At 59.1% G+C, this 22,833-nt stretch carries 19 protein-coding genes; 7 read left to right on the top strand and 12 right to left on the bottom strand.

The features are described 5' to 3' along the window. Positions 1-159: 159 nt before the first annotated feature. Positions 160-2,808, bottom strand: a complete 2,649-nt coding sequence (pepN, locus tag GGE33_RS09125; RefSeq protein ID WP_183822566.1) for an aminopeptidase N — start codon at positions 2,806-2,808, stop codon at positions 160-162. Positions 2,809-3,162: 354 nt separating this feature from the next. Between pepN and GGE33_RS09120 the strand changes: the two genes are divergently transcribed. Further along, a complete protein-coding gene (locus GGE33_RS09120; RefSeq protein WP_183824038.1) occupies positions 3,163-4,101 on the top strand; it encodes a DMT family transporter in 939 nt (312 codons plus the stop codon). 183 nt (positions 4,102-4,284) lie between these two features. On the opposite strand, the gene GGE33_RS09115 is transcribed toward GGE33_RS09120, so the two are convergent. The 3 genes from GGE33_RS09115 to GGE33_RS09105 form a co-directional block, all read right to left on the bottom strand. Beyond that, on the bottom strand, positions 4,285-4,476 hold the full coding sequence (locus tag GGE33_RS09115) for a hypothetical protein (protein WP_148145520.1): 192 nt from the start codon (positions 4,474-4,476) through the stop codon (positions 4,285-4,287). A 177-nt stretch (positions 4,477-4,653) separates the two neighbouring features. Next, positions 4,654-5,535, bottom strand: coding sequence for a uracil-DNA glycosylase (locus GGE33_RS09110; RefSeq protein ID WP_183822564.1), 882 nt, complete (start codon positions 5,533-5,535; stop codon positions 4,654-4,656). Positions 5,536-5,573: 38 nt separating this feature from the next. Continuing rightward, entirely contained in the window at positions 5,574-6,866 is a 1,293-nt protein-coding gene (locus GGE33_RS09105; RefSeq protein ID WP_183822562.1) for an Hsp70 family protein, read from the bottom strand. 331 nt (positions 6,867-7,197) lie between these two features. Between GGE33_RS09105 and GGE33_RS09100 the strand changes: the two genes are divergently transcribed. Next, complete coding sequence (locus GGE33_RS09100; RefSeq protein WP_148145517.1) at positions 7,198-7,476, top strand: hypothetical protein; 279 nt, start codon at positions 7,198-7,200, stop codon at positions 7,474-7,476. A gap of 1,173 nt (positions 7,477-8,649) precedes the next feature. On the opposite strand, the gene GGE33_RS09095 is transcribed toward GGE33_RS09100, so the two are convergent. After that, a complete protein-coding gene (locus GGE33_RS09095; protein ID WP_183822560.1) occupies positions 8,650-9,360 on the bottom strand; it encodes a hypothetical protein in 711 nt (236 codons plus the stop codon). 231 nt (positions 9,361-9,591) lie between these two features. Between GGE33_RS09095 and blaOXA the strand changes: the two genes are divergently transcribed. Beyond that, positions 9,592-10,416: a class D beta-lactamase gene (blaOXA, locus tag GGE33_RS09090; RefSeq protein ID WP_183822558.1), complete on the top strand. Its 825-nt coding sequence runs from the start codon at positions 9,592-9,594 to the stop codon at positions 10,414-10,416. Positions 10,417-10,460: 44 nt separating this feature from the next. Here blaOXA and GGE33_RS09085 read toward each other — a convergent pair whose 3' ends face one another. The 3 genes from GGE33_RS09085 to GGE33_RS09075 all read right to left on the bottom strand — a co-directional run bounded on the left by GGE33_RS09085 (position 10,461) and on the right by GGE33_RS09075 (position 12,462). Continuing rightward, positions 10,461-11,174, bottom strand: coding sequence for a DNA helicase (locus tag GGE33_RS09085; protein ID WP_183822556.1), 714 nt, complete (start codon positions 11,172-11,174; stop codon positions 10,461-10,463). A gap of 157 nt (positions 11,175-11,331) precedes the next feature. Further along, positions 11,332-11,535 carry a hypothetical protein gene (locus GGE33_RS09080; RefSeq protein WP_183822555.1) on the bottom strand — a complete coding sequence of 68 codons (204 nt, stop codon included), beginning with the start codon at positions 11,533-11,535 and terminating at the stop codon, positions 11,332-11,334. 138 nt (positions 11,536-11,673) lie between these two features. Then, positions 11,674-12,462 (bottom strand): SDR family oxidoreductase, encoded by a 789-nt coding sequence (locus tag GGE33_RS09075; protein WP_183822553.1) that lies wholly within the window; start codon positions 12,460-12,462, stop codon positions 11,674-11,676. 399 nt (positions 12,463-12,861) lie between these two features. Here GGE33_RS09075 and GGE33_RS09070 point away from each other — a divergent pair, with 399 nt between their 5' ends. The 3 genes from GGE33_RS09070 to GGE33_RS09060 all read left to right on the top strand — a co-directional run bounded on the left by GGE33_RS09070 (position 12,862) and on the right by GGE33_RS09060 (position 16,237). Further along, positions 12,862-14,526, top strand: coding sequence for an electron transfer flavoprotein-ubiquinone oxidoreductase (locus GGE33_RS09070; RefSeq protein WP_183822551.1), 1,665 nt, complete (start codon positions 12,862-12,864; stop codon positions 14,524-14,526). A 330-nt stretch (positions 14,527-14,856) separates the two neighbouring features. Further along, positions 14,857-15,513, top strand: a complete 657-nt coding sequence (locus GGE33_RS09065) for a pentapeptide repeat-containing protein (RefSeq protein ID WP_394353642.1) — start codon at positions 14,857-14,859, stop codon at positions 15,511-15,513. 112 nt (positions 15,514-15,625) lie between these two features. Further along, positions 15,626-16,237: a L,D-transpeptidase gene (locus GGE33_RS09060; protein ID WP_148145509.1), complete on the top strand. Its 612-nt coding sequence runs from the start codon at positions 15,626-15,628 to the stop codon at positions 16,235-16,237. A 58-nt stretch (positions 16,238-16,295) separates the two neighbouring features. Here GGE33_RS09060 and GGE33_RS09055 read toward each other — a convergent pair whose 3' ends face one another. From GGE33_RS09055 to GGE33_RS09045, 3 genes are all read right to left on the bottom strand, one after another. Beyond that, positions 16,296-16,721 carry a DoxX family protein gene (locus tag GGE33_RS09055; protein WP_183685004.1) on the bottom strand — a complete coding sequence of 142 codons (426 nt, stop codon included), beginning with the start codon at positions 16,719-16,721 and terminating at the stop codon, positions 16,296-16,298. Between the two features lie 92 nt (positions 16,722-16,813). Beyond that, on the bottom strand, positions 16,814-17,830 hold the full coding sequence (locus GGE33_RS09050; RefSeq protein ID WP_183822547.1) for a zinc-binding alcohol dehydrogenase family protein: 1,017 nt from the start codon (positions 17,828-17,830) through the stop codon (positions 16,814-16,816). Positions 17,831-17,940: 110 nt separating this feature from the next. Then, entirely contained in the window at positions 17,941-19,164 is a 1,224-nt protein-coding gene (locus GGE33_RS09045; protein WP_183822545.1) for an MFS transporter, read from the bottom strand. Positions 19,165-19,429: 265 nt separating this feature from the next. On the opposite strand from GGE33_RS09045, the gene GGE33_RS09040 reads away from it, so the two are divergent. Continuing rightward, a complete protein-coding gene (locus GGE33_RS09040) occupies positions 19,430-20,368 on the top strand; it encodes a diacylglycerol/lipid kinase family protein (protein WP_183822542.1) in 939 nt (312 codons plus the stop codon). Positions 20,369-20,374: 6 nt separating this feature from the next. Here GGE33_RS09040 and GGE33_RS09035 read toward each other — a convergent pair whose 3' ends face one another. Further along, positions 20,375-22,723 (bottom strand): mechanosensitive ion channel family protein, encoded by a 2,349-nt coding sequence (locus GGE33_RS09035; protein WP_183822540.1) that lies wholly within the window; start codon positions 22,721-22,723, stop codon positions 20,375-20,377. Between the last annotated feature and the right edge of the window lie 110 nt (positions 22,724-22,833).

The raw sequence follows: 22,833 nt of genomic DNA, 5'->3' as shown, positions 1-22,833 counted from the left end.
ATGTGGCGCAAATCAGCTGCGGCTTCAGTCGAAATCCGGATGCGAGATTTCAGGGCGCGTCAAGCAAAGTGTTTCAAAATGTGTCAATCGCGGCCAAAAATGTGGCAGGCGCTTAAATGTGACCCGCAGCGCTTAAAGTGCTGCGGGTCACCAAGGCTATCAGTCCTTCAGCATGCGTCCGACGATGTCGCTGACATCCGTCGAAAGGCCGGCTGCCTTGGCGATCTTCGAAAGCGCCAGCCGTGCCTGTTCGGCACGGACAGGCTCAAGCGAACGCCACGAGCGCATCGAGGTGAGGATGCGTGCGGCGAGCTGCGGGTTCTTCGGATCGATCGCAAGGATCTGGTCCGCGAGGAAATCATATCCCTTGCCGTCGACGCGGTTGAAGCCGGTCGGGTTGCCGAAGGCGAACGTGCCGACAAGCGAACGGACGCGGTTTGGATTGCCTGGGTTGAAACGCGGATTTTCCATCAGCGCCTTGACCCGTTCGAGCGCATCAACGCCGGGGATCGTCGCCTGGATCGAGAACCACTTGTCGATGACCAGGGGATTGCCGTCGAAACGGGTGAGGAAGCTGGCGAGAGCAGCCGTTGCTTCCGAAGCATCCGGGAAGCGATGCGCAAGCAGCGTCAGTGACTGCGCAAGATCCGTCATGTTGTCGGCAGCGGCAAATGCTTCGGCGGCGCGCTGCGGGCTGTTTTCAGCATACATGAGATAGGAGAGGGCAACGCCGCGGAGCGAACGCTTGCCGGCATCCCCGGCTTTCGGCGAATAGGCGCCTTCGACCTTCATCTCGTTATAAAGGCGGACGAAGACTTCCTCTCCAGCCTTGGCGATCGCCTCATGCACGGCCTTGCGGCCGGCATGGATCGCATCGGGATCGTTATTGCCACCGAGCGCGCGAGCAATGTCGGCCTCGCTCGGCAGGTTCAGCGCCTGCGCCCGGAAGGCGGGCTCCAGCGATGCATCGCCGGCGCATTCCAGAAGAGCGGCAACAAAAGCCGGATCGCAGGTCACATCCTTGCCGTCGCGCGCATCGCGGGCGGCCTGCGCCAGGTTCGGCATGGCAAGGTCGGTCAGAGCCTGCCAGCGCGAGAAAAGGTCGCTGTCATGGCGGGCGATATGGACGAGGTCTTCCAGCGACTGTTCGAATACCAGATTGACCGGTGCCGAGAAGGACCGGTTGAGCGACACCACCGGCCGGGACGAGACGCCCGAGAATGTGAAGCTCTGGCTGCGCTCCGTCAGGTGCAGCACGTCGCCCGTTATTTCGCCGCCGGTGACCGATGTCGGTTCGGCAATCGAACCATTATCGAGGATCAGCGCGAAGGAGAGCGGGATATGCAGCGGCTCCTTGTTCGGCTGGCCGGGTGTGGCCGGTGTCGTCTGCTCGAGCGACAGCGTGAACGTGCCGGCGGCAGCGTCATAGGCGCCTGAGGCGGAAACCAACGGCGTGCCGGCCTGAACATACCAACGGAAGAACTGGCTGAGGTCGCGACCGCTCGCATCCTCGAAGCATTTTACATAATCCTCGACGGTGACGGCCTGTCCGTCATGGCGCTCGAAATAGAGGTCCATGCCTTTGCGGAAGTTGTCGCGTCCAAGAATGGTCGCGATCATCCCGGTGATCTCGGCACCCTTCTCGTAGATCGTCATCGTGTAGAAGTTGTTGATCTCGCGATAGCTGTCCGGGCGCGGCGGATGCGCCAGCGGGCCTCCATCCTCCGGAAACTGATCGGACTTCAGATGACGCACGTCGGCAATCCGTTTGACCGGGCGCGAGCGCATGTCGGAGGAGAATTCCTGGTCGCGATAGACCGTGAGGCCTTCCTTCAGGCAAAGCTGGAACCAGTCGCGGCAGGTGATGCGGTTGCCGGTCCAGTTGTGAAAATATTCATGCGCGATTATGCGCTCGATATTCGCATAATCCTGGTCGGTGGCGGTTTCCGGGTCGGCCAGCACGTATTTGTCGTTGAAGACGTTGAGACCCTTGTTCTCCATCGCCCCCATGTTGAAATCGGAGACGGCGACGATCTGGAATATGTTCAGATCGTATTCGCGGCCGAAATGCTCTTCGTCCCACTTCATCGAGCGCTTCAGCGCATCCATGGCATAGGCCGCACGCGGCTCCTTGCCGTGCTCGACATAGATCTTCAGCGCCACTTCGCGGCCGGACATCGTTTCGAACGTGTCTTCGATGACGCCGAGATCGCCTGCGACCAGCGCGAAGAGATAGGCGGGCTTGGGATGCGGATCGAACCAGGCGGCAAACGAGCGGCCCTCGTCATAACCGGCGCCGCCAAGGAAATTGCCGTTCGACAGCATGACCGGGTTGGCTGCCTTGTCACCGATGATCGTGATTGTGTACGGCGCCAGAACATCCGGACGGTCGGGGAAATAGGTGATGCGGCGAAAGCCCTCGGCCTCGCACTGGGTGCAATAGACGCCGTTGGTCCGGTAAAGACCCATCAGCTGGGTATTGGCTTCCGGATTGATATAGGTAGTGATCGTAAGCTCGAACGGGCTTTCCGCCGGCAGGTCGCGGATCGTCAGGCTTTCCGGCGTCGCGTCATACTGGCTTGCCGACATTTCCTTCTGGTCAAACAGCAGGCCGGAAAGCTTAAGTTCGTCACCATCCAGGACCAGCGGCAGCGATGCGTCGACGCCTTCGCGCCGATGGAAGATCAATCGGGCCTCGATCTTTGTATTGGTCGGATCGAGTTCGAACGTCAGGTCGACCCGTTCCAGAACAAAGTCAGTGGGGCGGTAATCCGCCAGATGCACGATCTGGCCCGTATCTGTTCGCATGATGTTTCCTGAAACGGCTTAACGACTGGACGTGACGACGTGAGACCTGTCCCCGAAAAGACTGGTTTGGCCCCCACGCCGCGGGCATATTTACATTCAATGCTAAACGATTGTTGAACCGCGGCTAAAATAAAGTGTCGCACTGTCAGTATAGTGATCGATTTTCATACAGTGCTATTTCGGAGCTGTAGGCAAAAGATCGCAAATCCGATTGTCGGCTGCGTCGATTGGCGCACTGGCGAACTTTCGTCAATTTTCACACACGGCGCTCCACTTTTGCGTTAATGTCCTTGCGAATCCACCCCGCCTATTTCCGGATCAAGGCCCAAGGCCTGAACCCCAATGAGTTCCCTTATGGCCCCCGATGCCCGAAATCCCCTGCACGGGATTATGCTGAAAGTATTGTCTGTTGTCGTATTCGTGATGATGCAGACCTGCATCAAGGCGGCCGGGCCGGATCTCCCTGCCGGGCAAGTCACCTTCTACAGATCGGCTTTCGCGCTTGTTCCGATCATGGGATATCTGGCTTTTCGCCGGGAATTGTTTCACGCCTTCCACACCAATAGCCTGTCGGGTCATCTCAAGCGCGGCGTGCTCGGCATTATGGGCATGATATGCGGCTTTTATGGCCTGGTGCATTTGCCAATGCCCGATGCAATAGCACTCGGTTATTCGATGCCGCTGATCGCCGTCGTCTTTGCCGCGATATTTCTCAAGGAGACCGTAAGGCTCTATCGCTGGACCGCGGTTGCTATCGGCATGGTCGGCGTTGTGATCATTTCATGGCCCAAGATGACCATGTTCAGTGGTGGTGGCATGGGGTCAGAGCAGGCAATGGGCGCGATGGCAGTGCTCCTGGGCGCCGTCATGGGCGGCTTTGCGATGATCCAGGTACGCCAACTCGTTCAGACGGAAAAGACCGCAACAATCGTGCTCTATTTCTCGCTGACCGCGGCGATCTTCTCAATCATCAGCCTGCCCTTCGGCTGGTCTTCTCTGAGTGGTTATGCGCGCCTATGCCTGATCGCCTCGGGATTTTTCGGAGGGCTGGGGCAGATCCTGCTGACGGAAAGCTATCGCCACGCGGACGTCTCGACGATCGCGCCGTTCGAATACACATCCATCATTCTGGGAATTGCGATTGCCTACACGCTGTTCGGTGATATCCCGGCGATCAATACCTTGATCGGTACCGCAATCACCGTCTCGGCCGGCATCTTCATCATCTACCGCGAACACCAGCTTGGGCTGGAGCGCAGGGCTGCGCGCAAAGCCTCTCCGCCGGGTGCATGAAGATCAGGGAAGGGAAAATCAGAGCGGGATGCCGGAAAGCGGACTGACGGACCCGATCGCTTCGCCCCGAGTTCTGCTTGCCTCGGAAAATTCGCGCGATGCGTTTACGGCGGCGTTTATCTGACGCAAGTTTTCACGGAGAGTGCGAAGAGGACTGAATATCGATCTCATCGCACATCCTCCTCAACGTTCGCGAAAATCGGCAAACATGGCCGAGGGACGCGAAATGCCGCCCGGACGCACCATGGCGCGCGATGTGATCTGCTCGTTGGTTGCCGAGCCGAAGCGGTGGTAGCCCTGCGTCGAGCGCGGGCCGACGCCTGCGGCGCGGAGTGTTTCGAAGCCCGAATGTATTGGGCGAAAGCGGCTGGTCATTACCGTGGTCCTTTGTCTGGGTCCCTCCCAAGACATTACTAATATTGCTTAAAATGCTCTGATTCAGCAATGTGGCAGAACGCCACGCTGCCATGCGTTTCTCGCATGGGTTGCTTCATATAATGGTAATAATTTGCATTTCGTCAGTTTGATTGCACGAAATATGTGCAATTCCGGCTATTGAAGACCGTGTCGAAAGGCCAGCAGATCTTGCCAGGTCAGGGCTTTGTTGGCGGGGGCGGCAAGAAGCTCCTGCGGGTGAAATGTCGCAAGCGCAGGGATTTCCATCCCTGCAAAGCTCACGGTCTGCCACTTTCCACGCATCGTGTGGATCGTGCCGTTGCCGCCTATGAAGAAGCGGGCCGGGAAATTGCCGAGCAGCAGCAGCGCCTTCGGTCGGGCAAGCACGATCTGGCGCTCGATAAAAGGCTGGCAGATATCCATCTCGGCCGCCGACGGCATTCTGTTGCCCGGTGGGCGCCAGGGAATGATATTGGTCATCAGCACGCCGTCGCGCGAAAGGCCGATTGCTGCAAGCATCCGCTCGAGAAGATCTCCGGCCCGACCGGAGAAGGGGGCACCATCGCGATCATCATCCGCATTCGGCATCGGCCCGATAATCGCGATCCCGGAAGACGGATCGCCGCTGGCAAACACAGTCGAGCGGGCGCTGTTTTTCAGGTTGCAGCCGTGGAATGTCTCGATCGCCGCCTTCAGCTCAGCCAGTGAACCGGCAGCGCCCGCCGCCAAACGTGCAGCTTCCACCGCCTGTCCGGCCGGCACGGAGACCGGTGCCGTGGTTGCCGGGGGAGGGGCGGTAGCACCCGGCCGCCGCGAGGGCGCACTCCCACCATTCGAAGCCGAAGATACGCCGTCCTGCGGACTGTGCTCCCGCGCACTTGCCGGGGCCTTTGCCTGAGCCCTTGCGGCCTTCTGCGCCTCGAACTGGGCAATCCGATCGACCGGTTCGTCGTCGACGAGCCATTCCACGCCGGCATCCGCAAAAAAATGCAGAAGCGCGGCAAGCTCGGCCGGATTGAGATCTGAGGCGGCGTTCATGCTTTCACCTTAACGAAGCCGAACTTCGCGGGAAAGCCTTAAGCCGCCCATTCACCGACATTCTCGCTCTCTCCGATCAGAGCCAGACCATGAGCAATCGACAGAAGCTCTCCGCCGCTTTCGATCTTCGATGCGTCGAAACGCCGGGTAAAGATCTGGCGCACTGCGGGAACGAAGGAAGTGCCGCCGGTGAGGAACACCTTGTCGACTTCGGCCGGTGCGGTATTCGTCTTGGTCAGCACATCGTCCAATGCGCCTTCGATCTTTGCCAGATCGTCTGCGATCCAGGTCTCGAAATTCGCACGCTTGACCATCTTCTTGCCGGCCTTGCCAAGCGGTGAGAAATTGAACTCGGCTTCTTCCGCGGAAGAAAGCGCCATCTTGGTGGCCGAGATCGCCTGGTAGAGCGGATAGCCTTCGTCATGCTCGACCAGTTCGATGAACAGTTCCAGCTTGTCCGGGTCTATCGCCGAGCGCACCAGCGATTTCAGGTCGTTGAACTCGCGGGTCGTCTTGAAGATCGACAACTGGTTCCAGCGCGCAAAATTGGCGTAGTAGTTCGATGGTACTTCCAAGAGCTTGTCGAAACTCTTGAAGAACGTGCCCTTGCCGATTTCCGGGGCTACCAGATGTTCGATCATCTTCGCATCGAAATGGTCGCCTGCAATGCCCACGCCGGAATGGCCGATCGGCTTGGCCGTCAGCTTGCCGGCCACGCGTTCGAAGCGGATCAGCGAATAGTCCGTCGTGCCGCCGCCGAAGTCGGCGACCAGAACATTGGCATCGGTCTTCAGCGTCTGGGCGAAGTAATAGGCTGCTGCGACAGGTTCATAAACATAATGGATCTCGGGAAAACCGAGCCGTGTCAGCGCTTCGTTATAGCGATCCGTCGCAAGCTTCTCGTCCGGGCTGGCGCCGGCAAAATGCACCGGCCGGCCAGCGACAAGGCGCGAGACTTCGGCGGGCCAGTGCCCGTCCGCATAAGTCTTCAACCGCTTGAGGAAGACCTCCATCAGATCTTCGAATGTGTGGCGACGGGCAAAGACCAGCGTACCCTGGAAGATCGGGCTTGCGGCAAAGGTCTTGATCGACTGCAGGAAACGGGCGTCGCCCGGATTGTCTATGAACTGGCGGATCGCCGCCTGTCCGGCCTCGACCTTTAGTGCCTGAGCGCCGAGCTGGGCATCCTTCATGAAGGAGAGCGCCGTGCGCATCGAATCCGTCTCGCCTGCGCTGCTCGAAAACTGCATCGAATGGGTAGTGCTGCCGCTGTCTGCCAGCGCCAGAACGGTATTGGTCGTGCCGAAATCAAGCCCGAGCGCCCGTGCCATGGCCGTGCTCCTTGTGGTCTGCAAAAATGATTGAGCCGGGACGCTCCCGGACGCGATAAGGGCGAAGCCGCTGCCTCGCCCTTTTTGAGAGCGCGCCTGATGCCACAGGCTCGGCGCCAAAGCAAGCGGGAAGGGGGCGGTGGATGCTGAATTACGTGACGAACGCCACCAGTCGTGAGCGCTGCGGCGCTGGCGGGTTCGATCGTAAATTCAGCCAGAAGTAGATGTCCGCAAGGCGCTGGAAACGGTCATTGCGCGGATGCGCAGCTAGCGATAGTCCACCATCGGCACATCTTGATTCCCGGAAGATGATTGTTAAGGAATTGGACCGATGCATCTTGTCGCAATGAAAATCCTGGGCACCGTATTCCGTGTTGAAGGAACACCTTGGGACTATCAGAACAACGTGCGGCCTTTGGTGTTGAGCATCGAAGGCTATGTGACTTGCGAGGTCGTTTTGCCTGATCCAAATGGCACGATCACCATAGTGCCTCAGCCAGCAGAACTGCACTTTCATCGGATCGTTCAGCTGGAGGCAGGAGTTGAAGAAATCGATCTCTATGACGGCCCTAATAAGCTGGTTCTTAAGTTTCGACCATTAACCCTGTGAGAAAGCGGGAGTGTACGATCCGCGATGTAGGGAATTGATTTCGGCTTTGGACCGAACCCGGACCATCACAGCAACCTCATTGCGATACAGGCATTGACTCGGTAAGCATCTCAGATGCTTGGCTCAATATATCAATATATCAATATATCAATATATCAATATATCAATATATCAATTCGTCAAGAAGAGGCTGATTAGCCATGGCGTCGAGCGGACGCCAGATGGACTTATAACGCTCGAGAATAAGCTGCTCTTTTTGGCGTTCGTTCAGCTTGAACGAGCCGTAAGGATTGCTGATTTTGATGCAGTACAATCTGCGGTGAAGAGGATCGACGACCGCGCTGAGTCGCTGGGAAAGCGACACCTAATTGTTTTTGCCTATATGTACCTGCGGTTCGCTGATGGCACTCCGAAGGTGACTCATGCAGATGTCATTAAGGAAGATGGCCGCGTCTTGCGGTCAGTTGAGTATCGACGGCCAGTCACACCAGCGGAACGTCTCATCGCGGATTGGGGGCGTTTGCGCGATGAGCGATACGGAAAGTACCTTCTTCGAGCTGTTTATGCGTCAAAAGTGTAACACGGCAGTCTGTCCTGTGACGGCCAGTTTCAAGACACCGGGTTGTCCGCAGTGGGCCGAAAGCCGACCCGCCACCCTGACATCATCTACACTGGTTCGTGTTCGGAATGATCTCTTCCACATTTGGCGCAGCACTTAACCGGTGTCGTCTGACGGGGATAATAGGAAATCTTTTCAGTTTTCCATAGCGAACGCGTCCCACCTGGACAGAATGGATCAGAGGTAAGACGGTGCCATCAGAGGTCACAGATTATGAAGTCATTCTAACGGTTCTGCATTATGCGTTAATAGAAATCAGAGCAGCTGAGAACCTGAGAAAAGCGCAAATTCTGGCGGACATGTTCCACAACGTGCCCAATGGAATTGCATCAAGCAGGCCGCCTGAAGAAATTCGAAGAAAACTAGACGAATCGGCAACTCGGTTAGGTTGCCAAGACTATATCGACGGCCTCTTTGTCAGCGCTCTGCGAAACATGAACAGATAGCGCAATTTGTCTGCTTCGGGCCGATGGCAGACATCGACTGCATTTGCGGATAGCAAAAGGGGCGCAGATGCTGCGCCCCTTGCTTCGGCCCGATCCCGATCGTGTCGGTCAGGCTTCGGCGTACCAACGGGCGGGCAGGGATTGCGTTTGTTCGGCTTCCTTGCTTTTGAACAGCTGCGTCGACGAAGCGCCGGTGTCCGTTGCCGAGATCTGGTCGAGCATCTGCCGGATCATCTGGTCATGTACATTGGCCGCAGCGCGCCGCTGGCTGGCCGAGACGTCCTCATTGGCCTTCGCAGACGAACGTTGGCTGATCGCCTGAAGATCGGCCAGCAGCGGGGTGACGAAATCCCGGACACCCGAACCTGCCGCGGGCGCGCTTGTTGATGCTGAACCGTCCGCCTGGCCGGCAGATGAATCCGCATCCGGCTCGCTGCCCGATATGCTATCGTCCTCGGTCGATGCCGAAGCTTCATCAGAGGTGGAGTGCTCGGCGACGGCTTCATCTGGTGGAACATCGCCGTCTGCCGCATGGGGCGCCCCGGCGGTCTCGGTCTCGTCCACAGGCTGAGAGGCGCTCTCGTCTACCGGTTCGTCCGTTCCCGCTTCGGCAGGCGGCGTCGGGCCATAGGTACCGTCATCGGTTTCTTCCGGCGAGTAGTTTTCGACTGTGTCGGACTGGCTGCCGCTTGATGGTGCCGTGTTGTTTTCACCAGTCGTCGTTTCGTTGTCCGTCGCATCGGAAGAACCGGACGATGGCGATGATTGGCTCGGTGAGCTGGACTGGCTTCCGCCACCGAAAATACCTTCGAGAAACACTATATTCTCCGCTGTTAACGAATGCGGAGCGGCCTCTAGCAGCTGCGGATTGAAGTGGGGTCAACGCGCGAATGATAAATAAAATCAATATTTAAGCATGTGAAAATATGATTGAATGATAGATTTCTCATGTTGGTGAAATCATGGCCCGGATGTCCATGCCGCCATGTTTTGGCCGGGTCGCTCATGTCTATCGCAAGGCCCTTGTCGAACGTATGGAGTTGATCTGCCTTGACCCCTGGAAAACTCTCCTTTCTCGCTCTTTTCGGTGCGGCCGTTATTGCCGTTGCGGCTCCCGCCCGGGCCGCTGAGCCAGTGCGCTGCACCGTCATTCTCGACGTCGACACCGGTATGGCAATCCACCGGGAGGGCGGATGTGATAGCCCCTTCTATCCGCAATCGACCTTCAAGCTGCCGCTGGCGATGATGGGCTACGACAAGGGTATTCTTGTGGATGACCATAATCCCCGCTGGGAATACCAGGCGAAGTTCAAGCGCTCTGAGCGCGAGCAGAAGACGACCGACCCGACGATATGGGAGAAGGACTCGATCGTCTGGTATTCGCAGGAAATCACCCGCCGTCTCGGAAAGGAGGCCTTCGCCGATTACGTCCGCCGGTTCGACTACGGCAATTGGGACGTTAATGGCGGGCCGGGCGGCACCGACGGGCTGACGGAATCCTGGCTCAGTTCCTCGCTGAAGATATCGCCCGACCAGCAGGTGGGTTTTCTGCGGCGTTTCATCACCGGCAAGCTGCCGATTTCGGCAAAGGCAGTGACCATGACACAGGCAATCGTGCCGACTTTTGAGGCCGGTGACGGCTGGACGGTTCATGGCAAGACCGGCGCAGGCTCTCTTCGAAACGCCAATGGCAAGCTGGACGGCAGCCGCCCGCTCGGCTGGTTCGTCGGCTGGGCCGAGAAGGGCGACAAGAAGGTCGTCTTCGCCCGCATGCTGGCGGACAACAAGCGGCATCCCGACAAGCCGATCAGCTTCACTGTTCGTGACGGCCTGATTTCCGACCTGCCGAAGCTGGCTTCCGGCCGGCCGAATTGAAATCAGATGCGAGCCGGGCGTATCGACCCGGCTCGCATATTCTCTCAGGCGTTTGCCTGAAAACGCACGCCGCTTTCGTTGAGGAAGCAGGTCTTGTCGAATGCTGCCAGATCCACCGGATTGGCAAGTCGCACATCGTCGAGCGTCGGAAACGGCTTGTCTTTCGGATCATAGCTGCGGCTGATCTGCGATACGAAAACGATGATCAGGCCTTTCGATCTCGCGAAGGATTGCAGCGCCGAAATCTGCTGGTCGAGCGGTGGGGTCGAACGTTGCTGATCCAGCAATTGCAGATAGTCGACCACGATCAATGTGCCGGGGGCGGCATCCTCCGTGGCCTTGATGATGTAATCGGCGCAGACCCCGTCGGAGCAATCCGAAACGAAACGGTCGCCATAGCGGGAAAGCTCTGTTCCCAGCCGTAAGAGCCGCTCGGCGATCTGCGCTTGCGTATATTCCAGCGTGAAGAAGAAGGCGCGGCTGCCGCCCTTCATCGCCTCAAGCGCCAGTTCCAGCGCCATCAGCGTCTTGCCAAGTCCCGGCCTTGCGCCGATCAACACCAGATCGCCATGCTTCAGTTGTTGATATAGTTCACTGGCTGGAGACGCGGCGGCGTGGCGCGCCGCAAGCAAGCTCCAGCTTTTGCAGCCTTCGGTGCGTGCGATACGGTCGAGCGCGGCATTGAGAGGGATGGATTGTTGGCGCGACAGGGCCTTGGCCTTACGCTTCAGGTGATATATGGGGGCCGAAAGTTTCATCGACGAAAACCTCCTGATGCGAGCAATATTCGCAATCCCTCCTTTTGCTTCTGCCCGGACAGTCGGTTGAAATCGCCAGTGCCCGGCATGAAATCTGCTTTCCCGATCGGAGGGGGAGGCGCGGGCCGCGCCGGAATCAGATGATAGCCGAAGCCCGTCAAATCCGGAAGCGGCGTGATGCCCAGACGATCAGCACGCCTATGACGGTTGCCAGCAAGCCCCAGAAGATCCAGGGCGTCTGGTTTATCATGAAGCTGGAGCGCGGGTAGGGAAACACGCCCGTGCCCTGACCGATCCAGACAAGCCCGATGATGCCGACGAGAAAACCGAAAATACCGGCGATAAGCCTGATTAAATGCATTGCCGCTCTCTCATGTCGTTGAGGTCACGAGGAAGATAAGACGAATGCCGCTGCCATCAATGCCGGATGGTTGCCGCGGATGCGGCAAACCGATCCCCGCAAATGAAAGGACCCGGCTGTTCACCGGGCCTGATATTGTCAGAGCGACTTTGCCGCGCCGCCGTCGACGCGCAGCATCGTGCCGGTAATGTAGCTTGCCGGTTCCGAGCAGAGGAAGGCGCCGGCGGCACCGAATTCTGCGACCGTGCCGAGGCGACCGGCCGGAATGGTCTTCACCGAAGCTTCGCGGACTTCTTCCATGCTCTTGCCGAGCCGCTTGGCATTGGCGCCATCCAGTTCCTCGATACGGTCCGTCAGGATACGGCCCGGAAGCAGCATGTTGGCGGTCACGCCGGAGCCGGCGACTTCGGTTGCAAGCGTCTTGCTCCAGCCGACCAGCGCGCCGCGCAGCGTGTTGGACAGTGCCAGGTTGGGGATCGGTTCGAGGACGCCGGAAGAGGCGACGGTCAGGATGCGGCCCCAGCCTTGTTCCTTCATCTGCGGCAGGAGCGCGTTGGTTAGCGAAATCACCCTTAGCACCATCGACTGGAAGAAGCTGTCGAGCTTGTCGGCGCTCATGTCCTGCGTGCCGCCGGGCGTCGGGCCTCCGGTGTTGTTGACAAGAATATCGATGCCGCCGAGCTTTTGGCTAACCGCTTCAACCATGGCCTCGACGAAATTCTCGTCGGCGAGGTCGCCCCAGACCCAGTCAGCCTTGCCTTTTCCGGCGGCGTTGATCGTCTTGCAGTTTTCGGCAAGCTTGTCGCCCGAACGTCCCACCAGGAGAACATTGGCGCCTTCATTGGCGAGCGCCGTTGCGATCCCGAGGCCCAAACCGCGCGAAGAAGCGAGGACAAGCGCCCTTTTGCCCGAAATTCCCAGATCCATTCCGTTCTCCTGTGACGATGTTGTCTGTGCATGCGGTTATAATGGCCGCGGCTCACATTGGAAGCCTGATCCGGTCTTTGGATCGGCTCGATCAGGCGCAGACGAAGCGGGGCGGCGTTAGGACGCAATCATGCATGAGGCCTTGGCTTGTGGTGCGGTTTGACTTTACGGATATCCTGTTTCGAAGAGAACTTGCAGCTTGTCAGGTTGTATGACAACAAGAGCTTGGAGATTTGTGCGACATTTTGACGTTGACGTAAACGTTATTTGTCCTGCAGATAAGGGAGTGGGTCTTCGTGTCTGGTCAGCGGGTGTCGCATCTCGGCTCGACAACCACCCTGGCATTTGCCAAGGAATAGTTTGACAAAAGGGGATCCCGCCAAGGCGGAGGCATATGGAATGAGCGAAGAGATGGAACTTCCCGAACGGGAGATGATGGAATTCGACGTCGTGATTGTCGGTGCTGGCCCGGCCGGCCTGTCCGCTGCAATCCGGCTGAAGCAAATCAATCCCGACCTCACCGTGGTGGTGCTGGAAAAGGGCGCGGAAGTCGGCGCCCATATTCTCTCCGGCGCGGTGGTCGATCCGGTCGGCATCAATGCGCTCCTGCCTGGTTGGCAGGAGGAGGAGGGGCATCCGTTCAAGACCAAGGTCACCGACGACCAGTTTCTGTTCTTGGGGCCAGCCGGCTCCGTTCGACTGCCGAACTTCGCCATGCCGCCGCTGATGAACAATCACGGCAAGTACATCGTCTCGCTCGGCAATGTCTGTCGGTGGCTTGCGACCAAGGCGGAGGAACTCGGTGTCGAGATCTATCCGGGCTTTGCCGCAAGCGAAGTGCTTTATGACGATGCAGGCAACGTTATCGGCGTAGCGACCGGCGACATGGGCATCGAGAAGAACGGCGAGCCCGGCCCGAATTACACCCGCGGCATGGCGCTCTTGGGCAAATATACGCTGATCGGTGAAGGCGTGCGCGGCTCGCTTGCCAAGCAGCTGATCGAGAAGTTCGAGCTGTCGAAGGATCGTGACGTCCAGAAATTCGGCATCGGCATCAAGGAACTCTGGGAGGTCAAGCCCGAGAACCACAAGCAGGGTCTCGTCCAGCACTCCTTCGGCTGGCCGCTCGACATGAAGACCGGCGGTGGTTCCTTCCTCTATCACCTGGAAGACAATCTTGTTGCCGTCGGCTTCGTCCTGCACCTGAACTACAAGAACCCCTATCTCTTTCCCTTTGAGGAGTTCCAGCGGTTTAAGACTCATCCGGCAATCGCGCCTACCTTCGAGGGCGCCAAGCGCATTTCTTACGGCGCCCGTGCAATCACCGAGGGCGGTTACCAGTCGGTGCCGAAGCTTTCTTTCCCCGGTGGCGCGCTGATCGGCTGCTCGGCAGGCTTCGTCAACGTGCCGCGCATCAAGGGTTCGCATAATGCCGTTCTCTCCGGCATGCTCGCCGCCGACAAGATCGCGGCAGCAATTGCCGACGGCCGCGCCAATGACGAACCGGTCGAGATCGAAAACGAATGGCGTTCCGGCCCGATCGGCAAGGACCTGAAGCTGGTCCGCAACGTCAAGCCGCTCTGGTCGAAATTCGGCACCGTCATCGGCATCCCGCTCGGCGGGCTGGACATGTGGACCAACCAGCTGTTCGGCTTCTCTTTGTTCGGCACGCTGAAACACGGCAAGACCGACGCCCAGTCGCTCGAACCGGCGGCAAAGCACAAACCTATCGACTATCCCAAGCCGGATGGCGTGTTGACCTTCGACCGCCTGTCGTCCGTCTTTCTGTCCAACACAAATCACGAGGAGGATCAGCCGGTCCATCTCAAGGTGAAGGACATGGAGCTTCAGAAGCGCTCCGAGCATGACATCTATGCCGGTCCGTCTACGCGTTACTGTCCGGCAGGCGTCTACGAGTGGCGCGAGCAGAATGGCGAGGAGGTTTATGTGATCAACGCGCAGAACTGCGTCCATTGCAAGACCTGCGATATCAAGGACCCCAACCAGAATATCAACTGGGTGCCGCCGCAGGGCGGCGAGGGACCGGTCTATCCGAACATGTGATCTTCGGTCCGGTTGCGAGAATGTCTCGTGCAACATCAATGATGAACGGCAGCTTTTAAGTTGCCGTTTTTCAATTTCATCCGCCGGATATTATCCGGGGCTGAAAAGGTCTTGGTAACGCTGAGTTCATTCTTATATCTGATCACATCTGGCTGATTGCCTATCTCTTTCGTGTCGCGTGAAAGAAGAATAGGTATGGTTCAGGATAAGAAATCGGCTTCGTTCGCGCCAACAGGTCAGCATGTGATGAGCAACAGAGATATCGTCTTCGGCGTCGCCTCCGTCATCGGGGCCATCAGGCGTATTTTTATCTTCGCCGCGATTGCGATCATGCCGGCATTCTTCTTTGCGGGTGAAGCGGCCGCGGTCGATTGCCGTGCCTATCCGACGCCGGGTGTTGACTGGAGCAACTGCAAGAAGCGGCTGCTGATGCTGGACAACAGCAATTTCGAGGGAGCCAATCTCTCCGGCGTTGATTTCAGCATGACCGATCTCAGCCGTACGAACATCAAGAATGCGAATTTCAGCAAGGCCATGCTGGTGCGTGCCTCGCTCGCCGGTTCGGATGCGAGAGATGCCAATTTCGAGCGCGCGGAAGGCTATCGCAGCAATCTCTCCGGCATTTCTGCTGCCGGTGCGACGTTCGTGTCGGCCGAAATGCAGCGATCGAATTTTTCCGATGCCGACCTGACCAATGTCGACTTCACCAAGGCCGAGCTCGGTCGCGCGATCTTTTACAAGGCAAAGCTGGCGAACACTCGTTTTGCGCTGGTCAATCTTTCTCGCGCAACCTTCCATAATGTCGACATGAGCGGGCCGGTTGATTTCAATAACGCGTTCCTTTTCCTGACCCGGATCGAAGGTGTTGATCTGTCCAAGGCGACGGGCCTCGAGCAGGACCAGATTGCGCTGGCTTGCGGCGACGACAGGACGAAATTGCCGGAGGGACTGAAGATGCCGCCCTCATGGCCCTGCGAAGACGAGTGACATCAAACACGATTGTTACCAGCCGAGGCTTCGGCGACACACGTCATTAGCGAAGCATTAACCATAACGTCCTTAGCTTGCGTCATCTTTTCGACGCATCAAGGACACGATCATGCCGATTTCACGCCGCGGCCTTCTGGCTGGCTTGCCGCTTTTGCTGGCCGGTTGCGCTTCGACCTATAACGAGCAGCAAAATTACGCTGCCGTGCCGGAAGAAGAGTTCCCCCTTCACCGCGTGCCGATCGACAAGATCAAGCCGGAACTGCGCCGCCAGCAGGTTGCCTTCTCCGGCAACTATGCCCCCGGCACCGTTGTGGTCGATACCCCTGCACGCCGCGCCTATTACGTCCTCGGCGGCGGTCAGGCGATCCGTTACGGCGTCGGCGTCGGCCGCGCTGGCATGGCGCTTTCCGGCAATGCCTATGTCGGTCGCAAGGCCGAATGGCCGTCCTGGACCCCGACGCCCGCCATGCAGCGCCGCGAGGAACGTTATCGCAAGCTCGCCGGCGGCCTGCCGGGCGGCCCGAACAACCCGCTCGGCGCCCGCGCCATGTATCTGTACCGAAACGGCAACGACACGATGTTCCGCCTGCACGGCACCAACCAGCCGGAATCGATCGGCCACGCCATGTCGAGCGGCTGCATCCGCATGATGAACCACGACGTGATCGATCTCTACAACCGCGTTCAGGTTGGCGCGAAGGTCGTCGTCATCCAGGCCTGAACCCGGAGGCTCAAATTCAGTCAGGCCCGTTGCGTCCATCGCGGCGGGCTTTTACATTTCAGGTCCGCGCTTTCCAGGCGACCACCATCAGCGCGCCGATCACCGTGATATGCTCCATCACCACATAGAATTCGATCGTCTTGAACGGCTCCTCCATCGTCCAGAAGTGATGCACGAGCGGTATCGTCAAGGCGGTGAAAACTGCCAGAGCGCCTGCGCCGAGCCAGGTCCAGCGATTGAGGATGATCAGGATCGAGCCGCCGAGCTGGGTGACGATCGTCGCGATGTTGAAGGCGACCGCCGGTTCCAGCCCGAAATGCGCCATCTCGGCGACGCCGGCATTGAAGTCGATCAGCTTGGAAAGCCCACTTGCCCAGAACATGAAGGTCAGGATGGTGCGCGCCAGATAACCGAACCAGGTGGAGCCGGTCAGAGCGCTGATCGGGTTCGGATTGCCATATGATGATGTCTGAGATGTCGCCATGATGTCCCCCCATAGGCTTAAGGGGACAATCATAGCGAGAAATTTGCGCTTTGGTAAGTATAGGAAGAGTTCGGACAGAGCTGGCTGCGTTGTCAGAATCCCGAGAGAACCAGCTTGCCGCGGGTTTTGCCACTTTCGATCAAGGCATGTGCCGCCTTCAGGTTGGTCGCATTGATCGGACCTAGGACGTCAGACAGCGTCGTCTTGATCTTCCCGGCATCGACCAGTTCCGCGACCTGCGTCAAAAGCTTGTGCTGCTCGATCATGTCTGCCGTCTGGAAGACCGGCCGGGCGAACATCGTTTCCCAATGGATCGAAAGCGCCTTGCGCTTGAACTGGCGCACGTCGACAGGCTCTTTCGGATCGTCGATCAGGCCGAGACGACCCTGCGGGGCGATGAGTTCCAGAATATCGCCGATATGCTGCGAGGTTTCCGTGATCGAAAAGACAAAGGCCGGTGCACCGATCGCCAGTTCTGCGATCTGCCGGGCAAGCGGCTTGGAATGGTCGAGCACATGATGCGCGCCGAGCTGTCTGATCCAGTCCTGCGTCTCGGGTCGTGAGCCGGTGGCGATCACTGTGACGTCTGAAAGCTCGCGCAGAAGCTGGATGGCGATCGAGCCGACACCGCCAGCGCCGCCGATCAGAAGGACGGCGTTCCAGGCGCTTGCCACCTTGTCCTGCACCCGCATCCGGTGAAACAGCGTCTCATAGGCGGTGATTGCGGTCAGCGGCAGCGCGGCGGCCTGTTCGAAGCTCAGCGTCTTCGGCTTAGGCCCGACGATCCGTTCATCTACCAGATGGAACTCGGCATTGGTGCCCTGGCGGTTTATCGCGCCGGCATAATAGACCTCGTCGCCCGGTTTGAAGAGTTTGACATCCGGGCCGACCGCCTTGACCACACCGGCCGCGTCATAGCCCAGTACCTTGTACTGGCCGGGTTCGAGAACCGCATTTTTGCGGGTTTTCGTGTCGACGGGATTGACCGAAATCGCTCTGATCTCGACCAGCAGGTCACGCCCCTTGGCCTCCGGCATCGGCAGGTCGATGTCGACCAGAGCTGTTTCGGACGAAATCGGCTGGTTCTGGTTGAAACCCACGGCGCGCATCGATCATCTCCCTTGCTGTATCGAGGACTAGAGATGGCGCGGACTTGGGCGTGGCGCAAGGAGCGATGGGCCGCACTCGGTACGTCTATCAAATCCTGTGGTGGCAGATCTCAGGCGTGACCGGTCTTGCGTTCGAGCCAGATCGAGACGGAGAATACGCCGAGCCCGAGCAGCGAGAACAATACGCCGACATAACCGGTTGCCGCAAAACCCCAGCCCCAGGAGATCACGAGACCACCGAGGGCCGCACCGAGTGCATTGGCGATGTTGAAGGCCGAGTGGTTGGAGGCAGCGGCGAGCGTCTGCGCATCGGCGGCCACATCCATAAGGCGTGTCTGCAGTGCAGGCGCGGGTGCAAAACCGCAGCCAACAAGGAAGACGGTGATATAGAGCACGATCGGATATTGCGCGAAATTGGCGAAGATCAGCATGACGATGATGTAGAACACCATTGAACCGCCGATCGTACCCTTCAGCGAGATATCGGCGAGCCGTGAGCCGACGATATTGCCGACATTCATGCCGATGCCGAACAGCGCCAGCACTACGGCAACCATGCTCGCCGACAGGCCGGCCGTCTCGGTCGTCGTCGAGGCGATGTAGCTGAACACCGAGAACATGCCGCCAAAGCCGACGGCTGCGACGCCGAGCGTCAGCCACACCTGCGGTTTGGCGAATGCGCTGAGTTCGCGCAGGATGCTCGCACCTTCCTGCACCTTATCCTTCGGCTTGAAATACCAGACCAGCGCGACCGTCAGGGCGCCGATGCCGCCGACCAGATAGAAAGCGGCGCGCCAGGAAAGAAGCTGGCCCATGAACGTGGCAAGCGGCGTGCCTAGGAGCGTCGCGATGGTGAGGCCCAGCATGACCCGGCCGACGGCGCGTGCGCGCTTGTTCGGCGGCACCATCGACGCTGCCACCAGCGAAGCGACGCCAAAATAGGCGCCGTGCGGCAGGCCGGTCAGGAAGCGCAGGAAGGTAAAGCTCCAGAAGTCGGGCGCCATGGCGGACAGGATATTGCCCGCCGCAAATACGCCCATCAGCCAGAGCAGCAACGTGCGGCGCGGCACCCGTGCCGAAAGCACCGCGATGATCGGCGCACCGACGACGACGCCCAGCGCATAGGCGCTGATGACATAGCCTGCCATCGGAATGCTGACATCGAAGGTCTTCGCCACGTCCGGCAACAGCCCCATGATGACGAATTCGCCGGTACCGATGCCGAAGCCACCCACTGCAAGGGCGAAGGTTATAAGCAGCACCGCGAGGGGAGAAAGGGTCTGATGGCTGGATGCAGCGCGTGCGGCATCCATGGAATGTACGCTGTCGGTCATGATGTCGGATCGTCTTGAAGAATGGGACAGGCAGGAACCGTCCCGCCCGATTGGCCGTTGCGGCCGCAAATCCGCCCGCGGATATCAGCTTACCATGTCATTGTGCAGTGCGGTAGATGAACATTGTATTTCGTCAAATTTTCACATGCGATCGACATATCTTCTGCTCATCTATCAACGCGGCGCTCTTGATAAGACCGCGTCCCGCAACCATTTCCTGATCCACCCGTTGTCTCGCCGCCTCAAATTTCAAACCGGATAGTTCATGAACCTTTATGCAGTGTTCAACCGCGATGGCGGCACCTTCCGAACCACCGACATGGACGCCTATTGCGCCCATGCCCTGCGGTCGTTCGAAGGAGCGGGGCATGAGATCGAGTGCCATGTCGTGTCCGGCGACAAGGTTGTCGAGACGATGGAGAAGGCCGCAGCCTTGAACGGAGTTGACGGCCTGATCGCCGGCGGCGGTGATGGCACCATTTCCGCCGCATCCTCGATCGCCTGGAAGAGCGGCATCGCGCTCGGCATCGTGCCGGCCGGCACCATGAACCTGTTTGCCCGTTCGCTGAAGATCCCGCTGGATATCTGGGATGCCATCGATGTTCTCTCCCATTCGGATGTGCGCAATGTCGATATCGCCAGCGCCAATGGCAGGAGCTTTGTCCACCAGTTCTCCGCCGGGCTGCATGCCCGCATGGTGCGCTACCGCAACTCGATGAGCTATGCCTCTCGTCTGGGAAAAATCCGCGCCAGCGCCCGTGCCGCGATCGGTGTGATGCTGAACCCGCCGGAATTCGAGGTCGAGTTCAATGCCGAGGGCAAGACTGGTGTGCGCCGGGTTTCGGCGATCTCGGTATCGAATAATGAATTCGGCAGCGACGCGCTGATGTATGCCGATGATGTCACCCGCGGCCATCTTGGGTTCTACATTGCCGATCCGCTGACGCCTGCCGGTGTCGCAAAGCTCACGCTCGATATCCTGCGCGGCCGGCTGAAAGACAATGAAGCGGTGACGGCGATGACCGTGACCGAGCTGGAACTGCATTTCCCCCGCCACCGCAAGGATGTCCGCTGCGTCATCGATGGCGAACTCCTGCCGATGGATCGCGATATCCTGCTCAAGATCCATGCCGGCGAGTTGAAGGTCCTCGTCGACCATATCCCGCAGAAGGAAGTCGCCGAACAGCAGGGCAGCGGCATCTGATAGGACTCATGCAGACGATGCGACCGGTGCCAGCGGCTGAAGCATGGTCGCAGCCGCCGCATCGTCATGCATCTCACCGCGTGATTTCACCGTAACGGCATTGGACGCAAATTCCAGCCCCGCAGCCTTGCAGGCGGAAATCAGCCGCTTGATCGCCTCGCGCTTGATAATGCTCGGATTGCCCGGCAGCGAGGTGAACTTGAAGCGCACCACGATCGACGTTTCGGTAATGTCCTGAATGCCCTGCATCTTCAGGGGGACTAGGAAATCCGCTCCGAATTCGGGATCGTCCAGCATGGCGATGCCGACCTTCTTGGCTGTCTTGCGGATCAGTTCGGGATCGCTCTCCCGCTCGAACTTCAGCTGGAATTTGATCGTGCCCCAGTCACGGCTGTAATTGCTGACAGAGCTGATCTGGCCGAAGGGCACTGTATGGATCGGCCCGTTATGGTGGCGCAGCCTGACCGAGCGGATGGCGATCTGTTCCACCGTGCCCTGCTGGCTGCCGGTGCTGATATATTCGCCAATGCGGAATGCGTCCTCGGCGATGAAGAAGATGCCAGACACGATATCCTTTACCAGTGCCTGCGAGCCGAAGGAGAGCGCCAGGCCCAGCACGCCGAAGCCTGCAAGAAGCGGCGCCACATTGACCCCGAGAGCGCTCAATATGACCAGCGCACCGACGGCAAGCACCGCTCCGAGCGCCAGATTGCGCACGACGGGCATCGCCGTCGAGAGCCTGCTGGTCTGGCGCTTCTCGTTCTGGTCCTCATGTCCCGGCAGCATGATGGCCGGCGAAGGGGCAAGCGCTTCCGAATAGTGCCAGATGAAACTCGCCACAGCCCAGCTTGCCACGATCGCAAAGCTCAGTCTTTCGAGCCAGAGAATCCAGCCCGTCGCGTCCGCCGCCTGTCCGCCCATGAACGGCGACCATATGGCGGTGATCAGATGCAACCCGCCGATCCACACGGCACCCGCGCAGAGCACCCTGAGGCTTGCGAGAAGTGAAGAACCAAGACCAGCACCTCGCACCCGCTCATGGTGCCGCGTAAAATCATCGACCAGCGCATGTGCGCCGAGTGCAAGGATCGGCAGTGCCAGCAGGGCCATCTGCGTCGTGCCGGCGGCGAAGATCCAGCGGGCGCTGTTCGGCGTTCCGGCAAACAGCACACAGATCAGCCACAGCGCCAGCGCCGTCACGACGTAAAATTCCGGCAGAAGATTTCCGGCAACCCGGCGTACAATGCCTGGATTGTCGCTGATGAAGGCGTCGCGAATATCGTTGCGCCCACCGATGAACCAGTAGAGCTTCAACAGTGTCAGCAGCGTATTGCCGGTCAGGAACCAGCCGTCGATAATCAGGCTGTCTATCCCGATAGCGCCTGCAAGCCTTGCCATTTCGGCAATCGCCGCGCTGATCAGGCCGTAGGTCACCAATATGCGGAAATGCCATTCCGGCCTGTTGATCGGCACCAGGCTGCGCCCGCCGTGGTTTTTCTTGAACAGCAGCCGCGCAAGCGAGACATAGAGCGACGCCACGATAATGGCCGTCACGATGCTCCTCACCATGCGGGTCGTTGCTTCCCCTTGCGGTCCGAGCAGATCAAACACAAAGCGTGTGGCGACAAGGAAAAACGCCACCGAGGCGAGATCCCCGATCATTCGCCTCAGGCTTTGACCGATGATCCCGGTCATTCGTCCGCCCTGCGGCACTTCCCGCGTGAATGCAGCCGCAATCAGCCGCCGCAGAATGAGTGTCGCGGTGGCCGCGGCTGCGATCGTCGAGAGCGCAAGAAGCAGGACCCGGCCATGGCTGCTGCCTTCCTCGGTCAGCTTCTCGTCTGCCATCACCATCGCCGTGGGCAGGCTGCCGACGCCGGAGAGAGCTGTCGTCGCGCCGCGCATGAAGGCGGCGGAAAACTGGCTCCACTTCGCCATACCCATGTCTGTCGCCATCATTTCGGGCGTCGGTGTCATGGGGGCAGGCGCGGGTGCTGGTGCGGCTGCGGCAGGTGCCAGTGCCGCAGGTGGCGAAGATGCGGGTGCCTGGGATACAGCTTGGGTGGATGTGACTTGCGAGAATGTCGCGGGCGTTGTGCCGGTATTGCCTGCTACCGCTGCCGGAATAGGTATCGCAGTCCCGGGTGAAACCGTCGTCGCCTGTCCGACCTCGATCGCCACAGGCCTGCCGCTTCGTGCCGCGAAATCGAGGATCTGCTCGACATCGGCATCGCTCTGGCCGGGATGGACGATGATCTTCAGTGGCGCGTCATCCGCCATGGCAGAACCGCCAAGGGCGATCGTCACGACGATGGCGGCGAATGTGGTGCGGAGGAATGCGAATATCATGTCCATGGCCAACGTCCTCAACGACGCTGTCGCCTTCCGTACAGACCGGTGCGACAATCCGTACCTGCGATTTATATCAGCAAGATGGCCCGGCGCGAATGGGGACTTTTGCGAAG

Source organism: Aliirhizobium cellulosilyticum, from assembly GCF_014198105.1.
Classification (GTDB): Bacteria; Pseudomonadota; Alphaproteobacteria; order Rhizobiales; family Rhizobiaceae; genus Neorhizobium; species Neorhizobium cellulosilyticum.
The sequence above is the reverse complement of the archived record's forward strand: the minus strand, read 5'-3'. Positions and strand labels throughout refer to the sequence as shown.